Origin of the sequence: Burkholderia cepacia ATCC 25416 (assembly GCF_001411495.1) — a bacterium.
GTDB lineage: Bacteria > Pseudomonadota > Gammaproteobacteria > Burkholderiales > Burkholderiaceae > Burkholderia > Burkholderia cepacia.
The window spans coordinates 1,418,011-1,436,828 of record NZ_CP012982.1 but is presented as its reverse complement, the minus strand read 5'-3'; the positions used below and the strand labels follow the sequence as shown (position 1 = coordinate 1,436,828).

Here is an 18,818-nt window from a genome sequence, read left to right as displayed (position 1 = left end):
CGCGCGTCGCGACGACAGGCCCGGCGCTTGCTCACTCCGCCTCCACCAGCGCGGCCAGCCTCGCCAGCGCCATTTGCCAGCCGGTTTCGTTGTCGGCGACCGGCACGCCGGGCGGCACCCCGTCGTGCACGGCGTCCACGCGCGTGCCGCCCGCTTCGTCGGACAGCGTGATCGTGATCGTCATGGCGCCGCGCAGCATCGGATCGTCGGTTTCGAACACGTCGATCTCGACGATCTGCTCGTCCGGCACGAGCGTGACGAAGCGGCCGTGATAGGTATCGGTGCGCGCGGTGGTCTTGCCGGTGCCGGCCGACGGTGCGTCATAGCTCAGCGACACGCGCAGCGCGCCGCCTTCGCGCGCGTCGTACGCATGCACGCGGCACGTCATGCCGTCGGGCACCTTCCATTGTTCGACGGCGTGCGGATCGAGCAGCGCGCGGTAGACGCGCCCGCGCGGGGCGTTCAGGTGCCGGCTGACCCGGGTCGAATGCGTGTGCGTGTGCAACATGTCGCCTCCCGCGGAGCGCGCGCGACGGTGCACGTCGGCGGCCGGCGTGTCGTCGCGCTTCCTTCAGGAATCCTAGGCGCGCGCGAGGCGGCATGCAATGATCGCGCACCCGGCCGCGCTCAGCGCAGCGCGGCCGCGAAGGCGTCGAGCTGCGTGATGCAGGTGTTCCAGCCCTCGAAGAAGCCGAGCGCTTCATGGCGCTCGCGCGTGGCGGCGTCCGGATGCATCACGCGCGCCTCGTAGCGGCTGCCCGCATCGTCGTCGGCCATCGTGACGACTGCCGTGAACCCCATCCACGGCACTTGCGGCCGCCAGCCGCCCGCGAGCATCGACGTGAACACGATGCGCGATTCGGGCACGATTTCGAGGAAGCAGCCGGGGTTGTCGCTCGTGCCGCCGTCGGGGCCGCGCATGAACGTGTGGAAAGCGCCGCCCGGACGCAGGTCGAATGCGCGCACTTCGGTGGTCCACGGTTTCGGGCACCACCATTCCTTCAGCAGTTCGGGGTCGGTCCACGCACGCCACAGCGCGTGGCGCGGCGCGTGCAACGTGCGCGTGATGACGAGATCGTGGGCTTCAGCGGGGTCGACGGGGCTGGCTGACATCGTGCTCCTCCTGGTGACGGCGTTCGACGAATTCGACGAGACGATCGGATCGTGCTTCCCACAGCGCGCGTTGCGCGGCGAGCCATGCCTCGGCCTCGGCGAGCCGGCTGCCGACCAGTGTGCAGGTGCGCGAGCGGCCGGATTTCCGGGTCTGCACGAGGCCGCTGCGCTCGAGCACGGCCACGTGCTTCATGAACGACGGCAGCGCCATGTCGAACGGCTCGGCCAGTGCGGAGACGGTCCGCTCGCCCTGGCCGAGCGCGCCGACGATCGCGCAGCGCGTCGGATCGGAGAGGGCGTGGAAGACGTCGCTGATGCCGGGTTGAAAGTTAGCCATGTGGCTAAGTGTAGGCAATGCGAACGGCGATGCAACGGGAATTTTCGTCGCGTAGGATGATGGGGCGGTAACACGCGCCGACCGGGCGCGGTATCGCCGCACGCCTGCTGCCGTTGCGCGAGCCGCGACGATCGGCCGGTGTTCTTTCCGATCCGGCCGCCCGCCGAACCCGTGCGGGCGGCCCACCTGATTACGGGGATGGCATGACCGAATCCGTTACCGTCCGCCGCATCGACGCGGGCGAAGCGATGACCTGCGTCGATGCGCTGGCCGACGTGCTGATCGATTGCGTCGAGGGCGGCGCGTCCGTCAGCTTCATGTTGCCGATCGGGCGGCCGACCGCCGTCGCGTTCTGGACCCACGTCGCCCACGGCGTCGCGAACGGCGAGCGCATCCTGCTCGTTGCCGAGGACGCGGCCGGCCGGATCGTCGGCACCGTGCAGGTCGTGACCGCGCAGCCGGAGAACCAGCCGCATCGCGCGGATATCGCGAAGATGCTCGTGTCGCGGCACGCGCGCCGGCAGGGCATCGCCGGGCGGCTGATGGCGGCGGCCGACGCGGCCGCGCGCGACGCCGGCAAGACCGTGCTCGTGCTCGATACCGTGACGGGCGGCGACGCCGAGCGGCTGTACGAGCGGGCCGGCTGGCAGCGCGTCGGCGTCGTGCCGAACTATGCGTTGATGCCCGACGGCACGCCCTGCGCGACGACGGTTTTCCACAAGCAACTCGCGTAACGGGGCGCGCGATGCAGCCCGTCGCTCCCGCGCTCCTGTTCCTTACGCTCGCGGCCGGTCTCGTCGCGCTGCTCGCGCCTGCGTGGCTCGCGGCCGCGTGGCGACGCCGCACGCAGGTGCCGCTTCGCGTGTTTTTCTACGGGATGCTGACCTTCTTCGTGTTCCAGCCGGTGCTGCGCATGTCGTGGCAGATTCCGCTATACCGCTGGCTTGCTCACGACCCGCGCTGGCACCTGCCGATGCTCGTGTTCGCGGCATTGACGGCCGGGCTCTTCGAGGAATGCGGGCGCTGGGTCGCCTTCCGGTATCTGCTGCCGAAGCGGCATGATGCGCCGACGGCCGTGATGCTCGGGCTCGGGCACGGCGGACTGGAGGCGATGCTGCTGGTCGGCGTCGGGTTTCTCGCGCTCGGCACGGCTTATCTGCTCGCGCACGCGGGTGTCGTGGTGCCTGAGGGCGTGCAGTCGCTGGTCGGGTCGCAGTTCGGGGGCATGACGCTCGCGTCGCCCGTTCTCGCGTTGCTCGAGCGCACGAGCGCGCTGGCCGCGCATGTGGGGCTGTCGCTGATCGTGCTGCAGACGTTCGTGCGCGGAACGAAGCGCTGGCTGGTGTATGCGATTACGCTTCATTTCGTGTTCGACCTCGTTGTCGTGCTGCTGACGCGGTACTGGCATGTCGATACGGTGCTGGTCGAGGCGACCCTGTTCGCGTGCAGTGCCGTGCTCCTGTTGCTGGGCATTCGCTGGAGCCGCCGGGCGGCGGGTGCCGGAGGCGCGAGCACGGGGCACGTCGCGTGACGGGCAGGGAGCGTGTCCGCCGTTTGCAGCGGGTTCGGCCGCCGGATGGCCGGCGCATCTGATTATCCAGGCGGCATCAGCGGGTAAAAGGTCCCCGGTTCGACGAAACGGCAGGTCTCAACGGCAAGCGCCGGAATGTCTCCCCGGTCGCGGCGAGCGCAGGGCCCGGGGCGACCGCGCTCCGTCCGGGAATCAGGCAGGGCCGGAGACGTCGCCAGTCCGATATAGTCACGCAGGAAGATTTCAGCAGCACGCCCCGGAACCCCCGCCTCGATGAAACGCTCCCATATCGTCTACGCCCTCACGGGCCTGCTCGTCGCGCTGCCGATTGCCGCGTATGCGCTGGTCAAGCCGCTGCGCGTCGTCGCGCCTGCGCTGGTCCCCGGCGTGTCGTGCCCGAGCGCCGATATCTGCACGGACGATGCCGCGAGGCTCGGCGACGCACGGCAGCTCTATCGCGACGGTTATGCACGCGCGGCGGCAGCCGTCGGTGCGTTCCGGGAGGCGCCGCGCGTCGTGTTCTGTTCGACCCGCGCGTGCGCCGATGCATTCGGCCTCGGCCAGCGCGCGGCGCTGACGCTCGGGAATTTCGGCGTGGTTGTCGCACCGCGCGGCTGGCAGACCTACTTTCTCGCGCACGAGCTGATCCATCACCGCCAGGCGGAAGTGCTCGGCAACCTGGCCGTCGTGACCAAGCCGCGCTGGCTGATCGAAGGGATGGCGTATTCGCTCAGCGACGATCCGCGCCATCCGCTGGCGGAGCCGTTCGAAGCGTGGCGCACGCGTTTCGGCGCATGGCATGCGGCGCTGGGCGGGCAGCCGTTGTGGGAGGCCGCGCGGGCGGTCGAATAGCGCGGCAAGGGCGCCGCGCGCGCCGTCTTGCCCGGCCGTCTGCCCGTCATGCCGGCGGGACCGGATCGTCGCGCCCGGCGGTGAGCGCGTCCCGCCCTGCCGCGAGGATTTCGTCGGCCAGCGCGGGCTCGGTGCCGGCGATCGCGCGCGACAGCACGAGCGCGCCGACCATCTGGCTGAAGACGGCGATCGCGTCGCGACGCGTCTGCGCCGGCGTCCCGCCTTCGACGGCCACCATCCGTTCCAGCCGGTCGAGATACGTGGCGAGGCCGTGCGCGTAGCACGCACGCGCCGCATCGGTCAGTCGCGGCGCATCGCCCGCGAAACCGGACAGCGGGCACCCGGCCTCGACGTTGTCGCGATGCGCGGCCGACAGATACGACGCCACCTGCGCGTCGAGACTGCCGGCGTTCGGCGAATCCGCGCGGTCCTGCATGGCCTTTTCCATCACCTCGGCAACCAGCGCGTCTTTCGACTTGAAGTGGTTGTAGAAGCCGCCCTGCGTGAAGCCGGCTTCCTTCATCAGCTCCGTGAGTCCTACCGCGTCGACGCCGCGCACGCGGAACAGCCGCTCGGCGGCTGCAACGATCGCGCTCCGGTTCTCGGCAGCCTGCTGTCTTGAAACGCCCATCGATCCCTCCCTGATTTTTGCCGATCGCGTCGATTGAAAATCACAATGGCGACCACCATTGACATGAACGGATTGCGTGAACACAATGCACGGCAAAGACAATGGTGATCGACATTGACATCGAGTGTAGCCGACTTGGCGGAGGGTGCAAAGCCGCTGCCGGAACGGCCGATGGCAATCGATCGGCGTCTTGGGCGCCGCCGGGGCACGTGTATCGGCCAACGGGCGGCTCGCCGTCTGCCGGCGGCGTACCGGTTCGGAACGCAATGGCAGCCTGGTTTTTCACCGGATCTCACGCGCGCGGCGAGCCGGCGCGCATGCGATTCATCATGCGAAAGGAAGCGTCATGAAGATCGAAGGTGCAGTGGTGTTCGTCACGGGTGCGAGTCGCGGGCTCGGGCTCGAGTTCGCGAAGCAGGCGCTTGCGAGAGGGGCGCGCAAGGTCTATGCGGCGGCGCGCGATCCGGCCACGGTGACGCTGCCGGGCGTCGTGCCGGTGAAACTCGACGTGACCGATCCGGCGGCCGTCGCGGCGGCCGCCGACGCGGCGCGCGACGTCACGCTGCTGATCAACAACGCAGGCATCGCGCGACTCGGCAGCCTGACGGACGACGGTGCGACCGACGCATTGCGCGACCATTTCGAAACCAACGTGTTCGGGATGCTGGCGATGTCGCGCGCGTTCGCGGGCATCCTCGCCGGCCATGGCGGCGGCGCGATCCTGAACATCCTGTCCGTCGCGAGCTGGGTGAACCGGCCGATCCTGTCGGGCTACGGCGTGTCGAAATCGGCCGCGTGGGCGCTGACCAACGGGCTGCGCCATTCGCTGCGCGAGCAGCGCACGCAGGTCGTCGGGCTGCATGCCGGCTTCATCGATACCGATCTGACGGCCGGTCTCGACGTGCCGAAGGCGACGCCGGCCGACGTCGTGCGCCAGGCGTACGAAGCGATCGAAGCAGGGGAGGAAGAAGTGTCGACCGACGAGTTCACGCGGCAGGTGAAGGCCACGCTGTCGTCGGGCGTCTATCTGGAAGAACCGGCGCCGCGTTGACGCCGCCGGAACCTCGAACCCGCCCCCGCGCCGCGTATGCGGTACGGGCGGCGGGCCGGGCCGTCAGGCCGTGGTGTCGATGATGCCCGGGATCTTCACGTCCGGGTTCACGTCCGCGTCGTAGTCGACGCCGGCAATCTCGAAGCCGAACAGGCGCAGGAATTCGGTCTTGTAGCCGGCGAAGTCGGTCAGCTCGTACAGGTTGTCGTTCGTCACGTGGTTCCACTGCGCGACGACCTTCGCCTGCACCTGCGGATCGAGCTCCTTGTAATCCGCGCGCAGGCGGCCTTCTTCGTCGACGTGCGGCGTCGCACCGTACAGGCTGTCCTTGAAGAGCCCGTACACCTGCTCGATGCAGCCTTCGTGCGTGCCGGTTTCCTTCATCGTCTTGAACAGCAGCGACAGGTACAGCGGCATCATCGGGATCGCCGAGCTCGCCTGCGTGACGACGGCTTTCAGCACCGACACGCGCGCATCGCCGCCGTGCGCGGCCAGCTTGTCGCGGATCGACAGCACCTTCTTGTCGAGATCCTTCTTCGCTTCGCCGATCGAGCCGTTCCAGTAGATGTCGTGCGTGATCTGCTCGCCGAGATACGTGAACGCGGTCGTCTTCGCGCCGTCGGCCAGCACGCCGGCTTCATCGAGCGCGTCGATCCACATCTGCCAGTCCTCGCCGCCCATCACGGCGACGGTGCCGTCGATCTCTTCCTGCGTCGCCGGTTCCAGCGTGACGTCGCGGATCACTTCCTTGTCGGTGTCGAGGCCGCGGAACGTGACCGTCTTGCCGATCGGCTTGAGCGTCGAGCTGATGGTTTCGCCCGTCTTCGGATGCGTGCGGCGCGGCGCCGCGAGGCTGTAGACAACGAGATCGACCTTGCCGAGATCCTGCTTGATGGTGTCGATCGTGACCTGCTTGACCTTGTCGGAGAATGCGTCGCCGTTGATGCTGCGCGCATAGACCCCTTTTTCGGCGGCAAATTTCTCGAACGCGGCGCTGTTGTACCAGCCGGCCGTGCCCGGCTTCGTTTCGCTGCCGGCGCGCTCGAAGAACACGCCGAGCGTGTCCGCGCCCGAGCCGAATGCGGCCGAGATCCGGGCGGCGAGGCCGTAGCCGGTCGACGCGCCGATCACGAGCACCTTTTTCGGGCCGTTGGCGATCGGGCCGTGCGAAGTCACGTAGTCGATCTGTTCCTTGACGTTGGCTTCACAGCCGACCGGATGAGTCGTCACGCAGATGAAGCCACGCACGCGCGGTTTGATGATCATGGAAACCCTCTAGTCAGAAAGGCAGAAACGGCCTGAAATCGGAAAAATCCCGCGCATTGTAATGGAAGCGGCCGATCGCGGGCGGGCGCGGCCGGAACCTGGCGGATCGTCCGGTTATTTCTCTCTTGACAGAAATAACTGAAATGCCTAAATTTCACGCCATGGAACTCACACCGATTGCCGAACGATTCATTCTCCACTGGGGCGAAATGGGCTCGCGGTGGGGCGTCAACCGCACCGTCTCGCAGATCCACGCGCTGTTGTATCTGGCCGGCCGGCCGGTCGCGGCCGACGAGATCGCCGAGACGCTCAACGTCGCGCGCTCCAACGTCAGCACGAGCCTGAAGGAGCTGCAGGCATGGCGGCTCGCGAAGGTCGTGCATGTGCTGGGCGACCGCCGCGACCACTTCGAGACGTCGACCGACATCTGGGAACTGTTCAAGCTGATCGTCGAAGGGCGGCGGCAGCGCGAGATCGAGCCGACGCTCACGGTGCTGCGCGATTGCCTGACGAATCCGGAGATCGCGAACGAGAGCCGCGAGACCGAGCAGCGCATCCGCGACACGCTGCAGTTCGTCGAGACGCTCACGACCTGGTCGGACGAGATGCTGCGGCTCAAGCCCGATACGCTGATGAAGGCGCTCGGCATCGGCGCGAAGATCAGCCAGACGGTCAGGCGCAAGCCGTCGAAGTAAGCGTTACGCGCAGTGCGGGCAGGCAGCCCGCTTTTTTTGGAGCTTTTATTTCTGTCTGTACAGAAATAACTGTAATTAGAGGATGAAAATGAACGCTGTCTTGCCGTCGACCTGCCCGCAGGGCCGCACCGGGGCGCGCCGCATGACGGTCCTCGTGTGCGGCGCGAACGGCTTCATCGGGCGGGCACTGTGCGCGCAGCTCGAAGCCGGCGGCCATCGCGTGCTGCGCGGCGTGCGGCATGCGACCGGCCCGTGCGACGTCGCGATCGACTTCGCCGCCGACATCGATCCCGACGCGTGGCTCGCGCGGCTGAAGGGCGTCGACGTGGTGATCAATGCGGTCGGCATCCTCGCCGATCGGCGCGGCGCGACGCTCGACGCCGTGCACCGTGCCGCGCCGTGCGCACTCTTTACCGCGTGCTGCCGCGCCGGCGTGCGGCGCGTGATCCAGATCTCGGCGCTCGGCGTCGAGCGCGGCGGCACGCGCTACTTCGCCAGCAAGCTGGCCGCCGACCGCTTCCTGCAGACGCTGCCGATCGACTTCCGGATCGTGCGGCCCGCGCTCGTCTACGGCACGGACGGCGCGTCCGCGCGGTTTTTCCGGATGCTCGCGAGCCTGCCCGTGCAGGTGCTGCCGGCGGGCGGCCGTCAGCGGCTGCGCCCCGTGCACGTCGACGATCTCGCCGAAGTCGTCGCGCGGCTCGTCGTACAGCCGGGCGATGCGACGGCGGCCGGCCGTGCGGTGATCGACGTGGTCGGCAACGACGAAGTCGAATACCGCGAGATGCTGGCCCGCTACCGTGCCGCGCTGGGATTTGCGCCGGCCGCCCGCGTGACGCTGCCGGGCCCGCTGGCCGGCGCGGCGGCCGCGTTGCTCGGCACGCTGCCGGGCGCGATGTTCACGCGCGACACGTGGACGATGCTGCGTGGCGGGAACACCGGCGATCCGGCCGCCGTCACGACCATGCTCGGCCGGCCGCCGCGCGGGATCGACGGCTTCATCGGCACGGAAGCCGCCGCGCTGCGTCGCGATGCGCTGGCGATGTGGCGTCGGCCGTTGCTGCGCGGCGCGCTCGCGATCGTGTGGATCTGGACGGCCATCGCCAGCGCGTTCATCCATCCGCTGCCCGCGAGCCTCGCGCTGCTCGCGCCTGCGCACCTCACGGGGCTGCCCGCGCTGATCGCGCTGTACGCGGCCAGCGCGCTGGACTTCGCGTTCGGCATCGCGACCGTCGCAGCGCCTTCACGGCGCCTGTGGGCGGCGCAAGCGGCGCTGATCGTCGCGTACTCGGCCGTCATCGCGGTCACGATGCCGGCGCTGCTCGCCGAGCCGTTCGGCCCCGTGCTCAAGAACGTGCCGATTCTCGCGATCCTGTTGATCCTTTTTTCAGAAGAAGAACAAGCATGAATACCTATCTCGTCATCAAGGCGCTTCACATCCTGTCCTCGGTGCTGCTGGTCGGCACCGGCTTCGGCACCGCGTTCTACCTCTTTTTCGCGAACCGCACGCAGTCGGTGCCCGCGATCGCGGCCGTGTCGCGCCTCGTGGTGCGCGCGGACTGGTGGTTCACGACGCCGGCCGTGATCTTCCAGCCGGCATCCGGGCTCTGGCTCGCGCACACCGCCGGCTGGCCGTGGCATACGCCGTGGCTGCTCGCATCGATCGTGCTGTATGCGATCGCCGGGGCGTGCTGGCTGCCGGTCGTGTGGCTGCAGCTCGAACTTGCATCGATGGCGAAGCTCGCCCATGCGAACGGCGACGCCGCATTGCCGGAGCGCTACTGGCGCTATGCGAAGCGCTGGGAACTGCTCGGCTACCCGGCGTTCTTCGCGATGCTGTCCGTCTACTTCCTGATGGTGCTCAAGCCGATGTAAGCGCGTGGCCGCCGCCGCACGGGAGCGGCGGTACGGCGTGCGGGAAAGCAGTCGATCGATTCACGATGCACGCAAAGACAAGAAGGAATGCGAATCATGGAATCAAGTGAACTGGTGCTGTACTTCGACGGACGATGTCCGTTATGTGTCGCGCAGATACGGCGTCTCGGTGCCCGCGACGCGCAGCAGCGGCTGGCTTTCGTCGATATCGCCGGGCCGGGCTTCGACCCGGCGCCGCTGGGCGTCGGCCTGCCCGCGCTGAATCGCGAGCTTCATGCGCGTCTGCCGGACGGACGCATGCTGACCGGTGTGGACGGCATCCTCGCCGCCCATGCGCTGACCGGGCGCGGCTGGCTCGTCCGGCTGCTTCGCGTGCCGGTCGTGCGCGGTGTGCTGGCACCGCTGTATCGCCGCTTCGCGCGCAACCGGCACGCCGTTTCGCGCTCGCTCGGCTATCGCGCCGAAGCGGCGTGCGACGGGCCGGCGTGCGGTAGCGACCGTGCCGCCGAACCCGCCGAACCCGCGGCCGATCGTCCCGCACGCGATGACATGCGCCGCATCGTGGTGACCTGGATGTATGGCGCGGCGCTCGCCCATCTGCTCGTCGGCATCGCCGTTCCGTGGGTGGCCGGCACGCCGTGGCTCGACGCGTATCACCGCGTCATCGAGCTGCATTTCTGGGCGGGCACGGCGCCCGGCCCGGCACGCGCGCAGCAGGTCTGGTGGATGTCGCTGATCGGCGCGACGGTGCAATGCGCGTCGGTCTGGATGCTGGCGCTCGTCCACCTCGGCAACCGGCTGCGCCGGCGGGAAGTGTGGGGATGGCTGCTGGCCGGCCTGGCGATCTGGGCGCCGCAGGACATGCTGTTTTCATTGCAGGCCCGAGTATCGGGCCACGTGGCGATCGACGCGGCGGCACTCGTTGCGATGGTGCCGCCACTTGTGTGGCTGTGGAGGAGGGATACCCCATGAACACCTTGCCTGCTTACGACTGGGCGCTCAACCTGCTGATCGTGCAGGGCGCGATGGGCGCATTCGATACGCTCTATCACCACGAGCTCACGCAGGATCTGCCGCACAGCCCGCGTGCGCGGCTCGAGCTGGGGATTCACGCGGTGCGCTCCGTGCTCTACGGTCTCGTGTTCGCGTCGATCGCGAACGTCGCTTTTCACGGCGCGTGGGTCGCGGCCCTCGCGGCGGTGGTGGTCGTCGAGGTGGTGCTGACGTTGTGGGATTTCGTCGTCGAGGACCAGAGCCGCAAGCTGCCGGCGACCGAGCGCGTGCTGCACACGCTGCTGGCCGTCAACGGCGGCGCGCTGTTCGGGATGATCGCGATGCAGCTGGCCGTCTGGGCGCACGAGCCGACCGCGCTTCAGGTACTCGACCTCGGCTGGCGCGGCGGGTTGCTGAGCGTGTTTGCCGTCGGCGTGGCGGTATCGGGCATCCGCGACGGAATCGCGGCCTGCCGGATCGCGCAACGCGCGCCGGCCGCCAATCCGTTCGCGGGGCAGCCGCCGGGGAACGTGCTCGTCACAGGCGGAACCGGCTTCATCGGCGAAACCCTCGTGAACCATCTGCTCGATGCGGGCCATACGGTCACGTTGCTGGCGCGCGACCCGCTGCGCGCGGCCTACCAGTTTCAGGGCCGTGTGCGCAGCGTGACGTCCGCCGGTCAACTGCAGCCGCACGAGCGTTTCGACACGGTCATCAACCTCGCGGGGGCGCCGGTGCTGGGCGCGCGCTGGAGCAAGCGCCGGCAGGCGGTGCTGCTCGCCAGCCGCGTCGGCGTCACGGAATCGCTGATGCGCTGGGTCGAGACCGCCGAGGTCAAGCCCCGCACGTGGATCCAGGCGTCGGCGATCGGCTACTACGGCGTGCGGCCTTCCGACGAGCGGCTCGACGAGCGCAGCAGCGCCGGCACCGGCTTCATGTCCGGGCTGTGCCGGCAGTGGGAGCAGTCCGCGCAGGCGCTCGAGCGTCATGGCGTGCGCTCGGTGGTGCTGCGGCTGGGCCTCGTGTTCGGCCCCGGCGGTGCGTTGCGCCCGATGCTGATGCCGCACTACTTCGGGATGGGCGGGCGATTCGGCGACGGCACGCAGGTGATGAGCTGGATACACCGGGACGACGTGCTGCGGATCATTGCACGCGCGATGTCGAACCCGGGCATGCACGGCGTCTACAACGCGGTCGCACCCGCGCCGTTGACCCAGCGCGAGTTCGTGCAGGTCGTGTCGAAGGTGTTGCGTCGCCCCGCGTTTCTGCACGTGCCGGCCGCGCCGCTGCGCGTCGCGATGGGCGAGATGGCCGCGCTGCTGCTGGACGGGCAGCGGGTGATGCCGGCGCGGCTGCATCAGGACGGATTCATGTTCCGGTTCCCGACGGCCGAGCACGCGCTGCGCGACCTGACGAACCGGCCGCACGCGGATTTTCCGCGTACGGCATGTCGTTTGCCGCGCCGTCGTGTATAAATTCGGCGTGAATGCGTTCGTGGCGCGCCGTGCGCCCCGAACGCTCCGCATCCGACCTCACAAGGAGACTGCATGCTGCACATCCTCGGCAAGATTCCGTCCATCAACGTCCGCAAGGTGCTGTGGCTGTGCACCGAACTGAACCTGCCGTTCGAACAGGAAGACTGGGGCGCGGGCTTTCGCACGACCAACGATCCGGCCTATCTCGCGCTGAACCCGAACGCGCTCGTGCCCGTCATCAAGGACGACGATTTCGTGCTCTGGGAATCGAACACGATCATCCGCTACCTCGCGAACCGTTACGGCGGCGACGCGCTGTATCCGGCCGAGCCGCAGGCGCGTGCGCGGGTCGACCAATGGATCGACTGGCAGGGCGCGGACCTGAACCGCTCGTGGGTCGGCGCGTTCCTCGGCCTCGTGCGGAAATCGCCCGATCACCAGGATCCGGCCGGCATCGCGCAGTCGATCGCAGGCTGGACGAAGCACATGCAGGTGCTGAACGCGCAGCTCGAAAAGACGGGCGCGTACGTGGCCGGCAACACGTTCACGCTCGCGGACATTCCGATCGGCCTGTCGGTGAACCGCTGGTTCGGCACGCCGTTCGAGCATCCGGAATTGCCGGCGGTGTCACGCTATATCGAACGTCTCGCGACGCGCGAAGGCTTCAAGCAATACGCGGGCAGCGCGAATCCGTAAGGCCGGGGCGGCAGTGTGTGAGGCGGCCGTGTTGCCATCGCTGCCGCTTCACGCCTGATTCATCGATCCACGTACCCGTCGTCACGCGCCGGGCGCCGGCAGCGCGTCGAGCACGCGCGCAAGAAACGCCTCGTGGTTCCACGCGGATTCCGGCCGCGACAGCCCGAGCCGCACGACCACCAGTTGACGGCTCGGCACCACGCTCACGAACTGGCCTTCATGACCGACCGCATGAAACGCGTCGGCCGGCATCGCGACCGCGTGCGGATCGCGATCGTTGAACGGCTCCGGCACCTTGACCCACAGCTGCGCGCCGTATTCCTGGCGCGACGACTGGGGCGTCGCGCGCGTCAGATAGCGTACCCAGCCGTCCGGCAGCAGCCGCTGCCCGTCCCACACGCCGTCCTGCAGCAGAAGCTGCCCGAAGCGTGCCCAGTCGCGTGCGCTCGCATACATGTACGACGGACTGACGAGTGTGCCCGACACATCGGGCTCGAACACCGCGCTGCGCATGCCGAGCGGCGCGAACAGCGCGCGACGCGGAAACGCGAGATAGTCGTCCCCGCTGCCGCCCAGCGCCTCGCGCATCACGCGTGCGACGATCGCGCTCGTGCCGCTCGAGTAGGACCACTGCGTGCCGGGTGTCGCCGCGAGCGGCTTCGCCGATGCGAACCGCGCGGTGTCGGGCTGCGTGAACAGCATCAACGCGACGTCGGACAGCGGGTCGTCGTAGTCCTCGTTGAATTGCAGGCCGCTCGTCATCCGCAGCAGCTCGTCGAGCGTGATGGCCGCGCGCGGGTCGCCGCTGCCGCGCCATTCGGGCAGCAGCGCCGACGCATCGGGCGACAGCTTGTGCTGCGCGACGAGCGCGCCGACCAGCGCGGCCGTCACGGTCTTCGTCATCGACCAGCCGGGCAGCGGCGTGTCGGCCGTGAAGCCGGGCGCATAGCGTTCGGCGATCACCTGGCCGCGCCACATCACGACGACCGCGCGCGTGCGCCGCGGTCGTGCCGGATCGGGCTCGTCGAACGCGCGATCGAGCGCGGTCTGCAGTTTCCGTGCGTCGATGCCGGCCGGCGGCGTGGCCGGCGCGGCCGGTGCGGGCTGCGCGGGCGGCGCGGGCGGCGCGGGCGGCGGATCGGGGAGGGGCGGCAGCGCGGCCGGCAACGCGCCGGGCGACGGCCCGATCGCGAGCGTACAGCCGAGCCCGGGCCGGAAGTCGGCTTCGCGTCCGGCGAAGCCGGCGAAGGTCGCCACGGCGCGATGATGGTCGGGATCGATCGACGGGCGAACCAGCTTCAGCAGCGGATGCACGCCGGCCATGATGTCGACGTCGATCACGGACGCGGCAGGGCGGCCCGATACGTACACGCCGGAACACAGCGCCTTCGCCGCATAACCGGTCGCGACCGGCGCGAGCCGGGACAGCATGTAGCCCGTGTAGCCGATCGCGGCGACGGCCGCGAGCGCGACGCCGCGCAGGATCGGCTTCTTGAAGGGGATCGTCATGCGCGGGTGTCCTCGGTTGTCTGAAGGCGGAACACGAACCGGCAGTGTCGCAGGTTCGGGCCGGCGGTGGCAATCGCGAGGGCAGCGTCGACACGGCGCGGATTGCCCGGCCTGTGCGAATCGTCTGTGTCGATCGCCGAGGTTGAACGGGCGCGTGCGGCCCGTTCAAGCGGTGTATCACTGCGCGTTGTCGTGGTCGGAGCGCAGGGTCCAGACCGTCGCGGTATTCGTGTCGTCGTCGACGGCCGCGAATTGCGGCTGGCCTTTGCTGCCGTGCCCGAACGCCTGGCCGAACGCGGCCCCGGAACGGTGTCGACCTGCATTTGCGCGACGAAGCGCCCGTCCACCGTGAATTCGACGATCTCGCTCGGCTGCAGCGGGTTGGCGTTGACGCGTCGCCGTTCGCGGTCACGAGATGGCCGTTCGGTGCGAGCGCCAGCGCGACCCGGCCCGGCAAGTTGAAATCCGACCCGTCGTCGGCCGATAATCGTCCGGCATTGCACTCCCGCTTTCCCAGTCCAACCGATATCGGAACCCGACATGTCCTACGACAACAACAACCCGTTCGCCAGAATCCTGCGTGGCGAACTGCCGTGCGTGAAGGTCGCGGAAGACGACACGACGCTCGCGATCATGGATCTGATGCCGCAGGCCGACGGCCACGTGCTCGTGATCCCGAAGGAGCCGGCCGCGCAGATCTTCGACTTGTCCGGCGACGCAGCCGCGGCCGGCATCCGCATGACGCAGCGCGTCGCGGCGGCGGTGCGCGCGGCGCTCGAGCCGGACGGCGTGTTCATCGGCCAGTTCAACGGCGCGGCAGCCGGCCAGACGGTTCCGCACGTGCACTTCCACGTGATCCCGCGCTGGGAAGGCGCCGAGCTGCGGATGCACGCGCGCGAGATCGCCGACGCGGCGACGCTCGAAGCGCTCGCGCAGCGCATTCGCGCGCGTTTCGTGTAACGCGTCGATTGCACGCGGCACGGCGCGCCACGGCACACCGGCCGGCCGTCGCGCCATTACCTGTTTCTCGGCGGTCATGCGAGGTAACACGTGTAACCGCCGGCGAAACTCGGCCCGGCCGACCCGGCGCTAGACTCGGCGCATTGCTTCATCGAGCGACAGGAAGGGCGGATCGCCTCTTCGTGCCGGCCGCCGCACCTCGCGGCGGCGCGGCTTTCGCGAGGTGCCATTCGTCTTTCGCGCCGGGAATCGAGCCATGTCCAGACTTCTCATTACGCTTGCCCTGATCGGCGGCCTGTCCGGCTGCTACGTCGCGCCGCCGTACGGCTACGCGCCCGCGCCGGCCTACTACGGCTATGCGCCGGCGTATTACGCGCCGCCTGTCAGCGTCGGGATCGGCGGCAACTTCCGCATCCGCTGACCCGGCACCGGGCGCGGGCCCTGGACGCCCCGGCCAGGGTCGTGGCGTCGTGCCGGACGATGCGCGCGGATTCGCGCGCCGCATGACGGCGGCGCGCCGCGCGCCGTGTGCGCGGTTCCTATACTTCACAGGAAAGCGCACTCCGGCGAGGCAGTCATGACAGTCACCCGCAAGGTCGCCGCCCTGTCGGGCATCTCCACGCTCGTTTATCTCGGGCTCGCGGTGCTCGGCAGCGGCGGGTTCGCGGCCTTCTTCTCGCATCCGCCGCTGATCGTCGTCGTCGTCGCGACACTCGCGATGGCCGTCGCGGCGATGTTCACCGAAGGCAACCTGAGCAGCGGCGAGCGCGAGAACCGCGACAACCGCTGGGTGCTCGCGGCGTTCGGGGTGAGCGGGTTCCTGCTGGCCTACCTGCCCGCGCTGACCGACCGGCTCGACTTCTGGACCTTCGGCGGCGACGCGGTGCGCTGGGCCGGCGTTGCGCTCTACATCGCGGGCGGCGTGCTGCGCATCTGGCCCGTGTTCGTGCTCGGCAAGCGCTTCAGCGGGCTCGTCGCGATCCAGCCGGGCCATACGCTCGTGACCGACGGCATCTACCGCCGCATCCGCAATCCGAGCTATCTCGGCCTGCTCGTCAATTCGGTCGGCTGGGCGCTCGCGTTCCGCTCGGGTGTCGGCGTGCTGCTGGTCGTGTTGACGATGATCCCGCTCGTCGCGCGTATCCGCTCCGAAGAGGCGCTGCTGCGTGCGCAATTCGGCGCCGAGTACGACGCGTATTGCGCGCGAACCTGGCGGCTGCTGCCCGGCGTGTACTGACCCCCTTCATTTTTCCCCGACCGTCGTTTCCGGGCCCGCTCACGACACGTGCCCGATGTGTTGCCACGTGTGTCGCAAACGTGCGACGCCCCGCATGGACGACCCGTCGTCGCGCAGGGCCGGAACCTCGGCAGAGCCAATGCCGGCGCGGGTTTGCGGGCATTCTGGTGCGGGCGTTCGGGGGCGTCTGTTCGTAAACAACTTGTTACCAGAATGTCGACGGCAAGGACGCGGGACCGGTGCTATTCTTCGCCGCAAGCTCATTGAAATGAATTGGTCCGCGGTTCGGCACAATGCCAGACCCGACGTCGATCGATTCAGATCGTCGTACCGAGCGGACCTTCGATAACCAGATTGCGAACAAGGAAGAATACGGGAATGTGGAAGAAAATCGCCCCCGCTCTCGTCGTCGCCGCGCTGACCGGCGCGACTGCGCTGCCGGCTCTGGCAGGTGACATGAACAACGCGCTTGGCGGCGCGCTCGGCGGGGTAGCCGGCGCAGCGGTCGGCGGTGCGCTCGGCGGCAGCACGGGCTCGGTGATCGGCGGCGCCATCGGCGGCGGCGCGGGTGGCGCGGTGACGTCGAACCGTCGCGAGCGCACCGGCGCGATCATCGGCGGCGCCCTCGGCGGCGGCGCAGGCACCGCGGCAGGCAACGCGATGGGCGGCCGCACGGGTGGCCTGCTGGGTGCGGCGGTCGGCGGCGGCGCCGGCGCGGCGCTCGGCGGCAACATGTCGCGCAGCTCGTACGAGCGCGATCATGGCGATCGTGGCTATCGTCACCGCAAGCATCGTCACCACCGCGACTGGGACTGATCGCCGTTCGCGCGGCACGGTGCGCGAACCGCGCACCGGCGCGTAGACGGCGTCGGCTTCCGACGCGAGATTCGGCCCGGCGGCCTGCCGGGCCGCCATCGCCGGCCAGACCGGCGAACATTTTCCGGCTTCACCAGCCGCGGCCGGATGCCCGATCGACGGGCCGGCCAGTTTCCCCTCCTCGCAGCATTTCCCCGTTTTCCGGCTACACCGCCTCTCGCGACGGAATGCGTCTGGGCAGCGTCGACATCCTTGGCGTTCCATTCGACCCCGTTCGATCCTCGTTCCGCCCCGTTGGCCCGTTTCAGTCCGACGACGGCTCATGATCGGTGCGGAGCGGCTCGCAGCCGTGCACGCTTCGGCGCACGCCAATCTGCGTAACCGGATGTATCGCGACCCGCGTGCGCGACCGGCGTGACCGCAGTTGCATACCCGCGCCCCCAGTGCCTCCGACTTGCGTTTGCACGGCCCCGCCCGTCAGGATTTCCCGGATAGCCAGACCGTGGCGCCACGCTCCCTCACCGCGTATCGCGGGTGCCGGCAGGTAGTGGGAAATCGAATGGAATCCATCGCAACATTTAATTGGTCGATTGCGAACGACTTCGCTATCGTCGGCGATGCTCGCGTACGGCGTCGAACCGTGCCGCCGGCCGCGCGTCGCCGCATGAACGCGAGCGCCACGGCCCGGCCGCCGGCCCCGCAAGCATGGGCCGCTGCGTCCGATGAACCGGACGAACCCGTCGCGAAGCCTGGCCGACCGAACGAAGGCGCGTGCGCCTTCAAGCCACCCCGGCAACGATGTCCCGCCGCCGCATGCGTGCCCCACGCGCATGCGTGCCGCCCGATGCCGTTGGCGCCCGGGGCCGGACCAACCCACTGCCTGGATGCACTATGTCTAAGACAACGTATTACGCGCCGCACGGCGGCCACCCGCCGCAGACCGATCTGCTGACCGATCGCGCGATGTTCACCGAGGCGTACGCGGTGATCCCGAAGGGTGTGATGCGCGACATCGTCACGAGCTGGCTGCCGTTCTGGACGAACACGCGCCTGTGGGTGATCGCCCGCCCGCTGTCGGGTTTCGCGGAAACCTTCTCGCAGTACATCGTCGAAGTGAACCCGGGCGGCGGCAGCGACAAGCCCGAGCAGGACAAGAACGCCGAAGCCGTGCTGTTCGTCGTCGAAGGCGAAGCCGAGCTGACGCTGCAGGGCACGAAGCACGTGCTGAAGCCGGGCGGCTACGCGTTCATTCCGCCGGGCGCGGACTGGACGCTGCACAACGTCAGCGATGCCGCGGTGCGTTTCCACTGGGTGCGCAAGCATTACCAGGCCGTCGACGGCATTCCGCTGCCGGACGCATTCGTGACCAACGAGCAGGACGTCGAGCCGATCCCGATGCCGGGTACCAACGGCGCATGGGTGACGACGCGCTTCGTCGACATGAGCGACATGCGCCACGACATGCACGTGAACATCGTGACGTTCGAACCGGGCGGCGTGATTCCGTTCGCTGAAACGCACGTGATGGAGCACGGGCTGTACGTGCTCGAAGGCAAGGCCGTCTATCGCCTGAACCAGGACTGGGTCGAGGTCGAAGCGGGCGATTTCATGTGGCTGCGCGCGTTCTGCCCGCAGGCATGCTATTCGGGTGGCCCTGGCCGCTTCCGCTATCTGCTGTACAAAGACGTGAACCGTCACATGAACCTGACGCTGAACCCCGCGCGCTGAAGCGCTGCGCCAGCAGTCGAATGTAAAAACCCGCCGGCGCATGCCGGCGGGTT

The 18,818-nt window shown here is 68.7% G+C and carries 21 protein-coding genes and 1 pseudogene; 15 read left to right on the top strand and 7 right to left on the bottom strand.

Annotation, left to right across the window (positions count from 1 at the left end; translation table 11 throughout):
• Positions 1-31 precede the first annotated feature (31 nt).
• The 3 genes from APZ15_RS23780 to APZ15_RS23770 form a co-directional block, all read right to left on the bottom strand.
• Complete coding sequence (locus APZ15_RS23780; RefSeq protein ID WP_027790383.1) at positions 32-508, bottom strand: SRPBCC family protein; 477 nt, start codon at positions 506-508, stop codon at positions 32-34.
• A gap of 119 nt (positions 509-627) precedes the next feature.
• Positions 628-1,113, bottom strand: coding sequence for an SRPBCC family protein (locus APZ15_RS23775; RefSeq protein WP_027790384.1), 486 nt, complete (start codon positions 1,111-1,113; stop codon positions 628-630).
• Complete coding sequence (locus APZ15_RS23770) at positions 1,085-1,450, bottom strand: ArsR/SmtB family transcription factor (protein ID WP_027790385.1); 366 nt, start codon at positions 1,448-1,450, stop codon at positions 1,085-1,087. The genes APZ15_RS23775 and APZ15_RS23770 overlap by 29 nt, the downstream gene beginning before the upstream one ends.
• A 203-nt stretch (positions 1,451-1,653) precedes the next feature.
• Here APZ15_RS23770 and APZ15_RS23765 point away from each other — a divergent pair, with 203 nt between their 5' ends.
• The 3 genes from APZ15_RS23765 (at position 1,654) to APZ15_RS23755 (ending at position 3,833) form a co-directional block, all read left to right on the top strand.
• Positions 1,654-2,184 carry a GNAT family N-acetyltransferase gene (locus APZ15_RS23765; protein WP_027790386.1) on the top strand — a complete coding sequence of 177 codons (531 nt, stop codon included), beginning with the start codon at positions 1,654-1,656 and terminating at the stop codon, positions 2,182-2,184.
• Between the two features lie 11 nt (positions 2,185-2,195).
• The gene (locus tag APZ15_RS23760) at positions 2,196-2,981 is read left to right on the top strand and encodes a YhfC family intramembrane metalloprotease (RefSeq protein WP_027790387.1); all 786 of its coding nucleotides are present in this window, start codon (positions 2,196-2,198) and stop codon (positions 2,979-2,981) included.
• A gap of 273 nt (positions 2,982-3,254) precedes the next feature.
• Positions 3,255-3,833, top strand: coding sequence for a membrane protein (locus APZ15_RS23755; protein WP_027790388.1), 579 nt, complete (start codon positions 3,255-3,257; stop codon positions 3,831-3,833).
• A gap of 46 nt (positions 3,834-3,879) precedes the next feature.
• On the opposite strand, the gene APZ15_RS23750 is transcribed toward APZ15_RS23755, so the two are convergent.
• Entirely contained in the window at positions 3,880-4,464 is a 585-nt protein-coding gene (locus APZ15_RS23750) for a TetR/AcrR family transcriptional regulator (protein WP_027790389.1), read from the bottom strand.
• Positions 4,465-4,810: 346 nt separating this feature from the next.
• Between APZ15_RS23750 and APZ15_RS23745 the strand changes: the two genes are divergently transcribed.
• Complete coding sequence (locus APZ15_RS23745) at positions 4,811-5,515, top strand: SDR family oxidoreductase (RefSeq protein WP_027790390.1); 705 nt, start codon at positions 4,811-4,813, stop codon at positions 5,513-5,515.
• A gap of 63 nt (positions 5,516-5,578) precedes the next feature.
• Here APZ15_RS23745 and fabV read toward each other — a convergent pair whose 3' ends face one another.
• Positions 5,579-6,781, bottom strand: coding sequence for an enoyl-ACP reductase FabV (gene fabV / locus APZ15_RS23740; RefSeq protein ID WP_021159934.1), 1,203 nt, complete (start codon positions 6,779-6,781; stop codon positions 5,579-5,581).
• Between the two features lie 161 nt (positions 6,782-6,942).
• Between fabV and APZ15_RS23735 the strand changes: the two genes are divergently transcribed.
• The 6 genes from APZ15_RS23735 to APZ15_RS23710 all read left to right on the top strand — a co-directional run bounded on the left by APZ15_RS23735 (position 6,943) and on the right by APZ15_RS23710 (position 12,515).
• Positions 6,943-7,476, top strand: a complete 534-nt coding sequence (locus APZ15_RS23735; RefSeq protein WP_006480371.1) for a GbsR/MarR family transcriptional regulator — start codon at positions 6,943-6,945, stop codon at positions 7,474-7,476.
• Positions 7,477-7,564: 88 nt separating this feature from the next.
• Positions 7,565-8,884, top strand: a complete 1,320-nt coding sequence (locus APZ15_RS23730) for an SDR family oxidoreductase (RefSeq protein ID WP_027790391.1) — start codon at positions 7,565-7,567, stop codon at positions 8,882-8,884.
• Entirely contained in the window at positions 8,881-9,351 is a 471-nt protein-coding gene (locus tag APZ15_RS23725; protein WP_021159932.1) for a DUF2269 family protein, read from the top strand. Before APZ15_RS23730 ends, APZ15_RS23725 begins: the two co-directional genes overlap by 4 nt.
• A gap of 96 nt (positions 9,352-9,447) precedes the next feature.
• Positions 9,448-10,323: a thiol-disulfide oxidoreductase DCC family protein gene (locus APZ15_RS23720; protein WP_027790392.1), complete on the top strand. Its 876-nt coding sequence runs from the start codon at positions 9,448-9,450 to the stop codon at positions 10,321-10,323.
• Positions 10,320-11,819 (top strand): TIGR01777 family oxidoreductase, encoded by a 1,500-nt coding sequence (locus tag APZ15_RS23715; RefSeq protein ID WP_027790393.1) that lies wholly within the window; start codon positions 10,320-10,322, stop codon positions 11,817-11,819. Before APZ15_RS23720 ends, APZ15_RS23715 begins: the two co-directional genes overlap by 4 nt.
• A gap of 72 nt (positions 11,820-11,891) precedes the next feature.
• Positions 11,892-12,515: a glutathione S-transferase family protein gene (locus APZ15_RS23710; RefSeq protein WP_027790394.1), complete on the top strand. Its 624-nt coding sequence runs from the start codon at positions 11,892-11,894 to the stop codon at positions 12,513-12,515.
• Positions 12,516-12,596: 81 nt separating this feature from the next.
• Here APZ15_RS23710 and APZ15_RS23705 read toward each other — a convergent pair whose 3' ends face one another.
• Together APZ15_RS23705 and APZ15_RS42245 are read right to left on the bottom strand one after the other, a co-directional pair.
• Positions 12,597-14,024, bottom strand: a complete 1,428-nt coding sequence (locus APZ15_RS23705) for a serine hydrolase domain-containing protein (RefSeq protein ID WP_027790395.1) — start codon at positions 14,022-14,024, stop codon at positions 12,597-12,599.
• A 177-nt stretch (positions 14,025-14,201) separates the two neighbouring features.
• Positions 14,202-14,484: pseudogene (locus APZ15_RS42245) on the bottom strand (hypothetical protein); the annotation flags it as partial.
• 80 nt (positions 14,485-14,564) lie between these two features.
• On the opposite strand from APZ15_RS42245, the gene APZ15_RS23700 reads away from it, so the two are divergent.
• The 5 genes from APZ15_RS23700 to APZ15_RS23685 all read left to right on the top strand — a co-directional run bounded on the left by APZ15_RS23700 (position 14,565) and on the right by APZ15_RS23685 (position 18,765).
• Positions 14,565-14,984: an HIT family protein gene (locus APZ15_RS23700; protein ID WP_021159927.1), complete on the top strand. Its 420-nt coding sequence runs from the start codon at positions 14,565-14,567 to the stop codon at positions 14,982-14,984.
• A gap of 256 nt (positions 14,985-15,240) precedes the next feature.
• Positions 15,241-15,405, top strand: coding sequence for a hypothetical protein (locus APZ15_RS41815; RefSeq protein ID WP_162836114.1), 165 nt, complete (start codon positions 15,241-15,243; stop codon positions 15,403-15,405).
• A gap of 156 nt (positions 15,406-15,561) precedes the next feature.
• Entirely contained in the window at positions 15,562-16,221 is a 660-nt protein-coding gene (locus tag APZ15_RS23695; protein WP_027790396.1) for a methyltransferase family protein, read from the top strand.
• A gap of 378 nt (positions 16,222-16,599) precedes the next feature.
• Entirely contained in the window at positions 16,600-17,037 is a 438-nt protein-coding gene (locus APZ15_RS23690; protein ID WP_027790397.1) for a hypothetical protein, read from the top strand.
• A gap of 891 nt (positions 17,038-17,928) precedes the next feature.
• Positions 17,929-18,765 (top strand): bifunctional allantoicase/(S)-ureidoglycine aminohydrolase, encoded by an 837-nt coding sequence (locus tag APZ15_RS23685; RefSeq protein WP_027790398.1) that lies wholly within the window; start codon positions 17,929-17,931, stop codon positions 18,763-18,765.
• The last annotated feature ends 53 nt before the right edge of the window (positions 18,766-18,818 follow it).

Bases quoted from the DNA above. Each gene is read 5' to 3' on its own strand.
- APZ15_RS23730 (WP_027790391.1), top strand. From the start codon at position 7,565: ATGAACGCTGTCTTGCCGTCGACCTGCCCGCAGGGCCGCACCGGGGCG.
- APZ15_RS23775 (WP_027790384.1), bottom strand. From the start codon at position 1,113: ATGTCAGCCAGCCCCGTCGACCCCGCTGAAGCCCACGATCTCGTCATC.
- APZ15_RS23755 (WP_027790388.1), top strand. From the start codon at position 3,255: ATGAAACGCTCCCATATCGTCTACGCCCTCACGGGCCTGCTCGTCGCG.
- APZ15_RS23750 (WP_027790389.1), bottom strand. From the start codon at position 4,464: ATGGGCGTTTCAAGACAGCAGGCTGCCGAGAACCGGAGCGCGATCGTT.
- APZ15_RS23710 (WP_027790394.1), top strand. From the start codon at position 11,892: ATGCTGCACATCCTCGGCAAGATTCCGTCCATCAACGTCCGCAAGGTG.
- APZ15_RS23760 (WP_027790387.1), top strand. From the start codon at position 2,196: ATGCAGCCCGTCGCTCCCGCGCTCCTGTTCCTTACGCTCGCGGCCGGT.
- APZ15_RS23705 (WP_027790395.1), bottom strand. From the start codon at position 14,024: ATGACGATCCCCTTCAAGAAGCCGATCCTGCGCGGCGTCGCGCTCGCG.
- APZ15_RS23685 (WP_027790398.1), top strand. From the start codon at position 17,929: ATGTCTAAGACAACGTATTACGCGCCGCACGGCGGCCACCCGCCGCAG.
- APZ15_RS41815 (WP_162836114.1), top strand. From the start codon at position 15,241: ATGTCCAGACTTCTCATTACGCTTGCCCTGATCGGCGGCCTGTCCGGC.
- APZ15_RS23700 (WP_021159927.1), top strand. From the start codon at position 14,565: ATGTCCTACGACAACAACAACCCGTTCGCCAGAATCCTGCGTGGCGAA.
- APZ15_RS23770 (WP_027790385.1), bottom strand. From the start codon at position 1,450: ATGGCTAACTTTCAACCCGGCATCAGCGACGTCTTCCACGCCCTCTCC.
- APZ15_RS23690 (WP_027790397.1), top strand. From the start codon at position 16,600: ATGTGGAAGAAAATCGCCCCCGCTCTCGTCGTCGCCGCGCTGACCGGC.
- fabV (WP_021159934.1), bottom strand. From the start codon at position 6,781: ATGATCATCAAACCGCGCGTGCGTGGCTTCATCTGCGTGACGACTCAT.
- APZ15_RS23780 (WP_027790383.1), bottom strand. From the start codon at position 508: ATGTTGCACACGCACACGCATTCGACCCGGGTCAGCCGGCACCTGAAC.
- APZ15_RS23715 (WP_027790393.1), top strand. From the start codon at position 10,320: ATGAACACCTTGCCTGCTTACGACTGGGCGCTCAACCTGCTGATCGTG.
- APZ15_RS23745 (WP_027790390.1), top strand. From the start codon at position 4,811: ATGAAGATCGAAGGTGCAGTGGTGTTCGTCACGGGTGCGAGTCGCGGG.
- APZ15_RS23735 (WP_006480371.1), top strand. From the start codon at position 6,943: ATGGAACTCACACCGATTGCCGAACGATTCATTCTCCACTGGGGCGAA.
- APZ15_RS23765 (WP_027790386.1), top strand. From the start codon at position 1,654: ATGACCGAATCCGTTACCGTCCGCCGCATCGACGCGGGCGAAGCGATG.
- APZ15_RS23725 (WP_021159932.1), top strand. From the start codon at position 8,881: ATGAATACCTATCTCGTCATCAAGGCGCTTCACATCCTGTCCTCGGTG.
- APZ15_RS23695 (WP_027790396.1), top strand. From the start codon at position 15,562: ATGACAGTCACCCGCAAGGTCGCCGCCCTGTCGGGCATCTCCACGCTC.
- APZ15_RS23720 (WP_027790392.1), top strand. From the start codon at position 9,448: ATGGAATCAAGTGAACTGGTGCTGTACTTCGACGGACGATGTCCGTTA.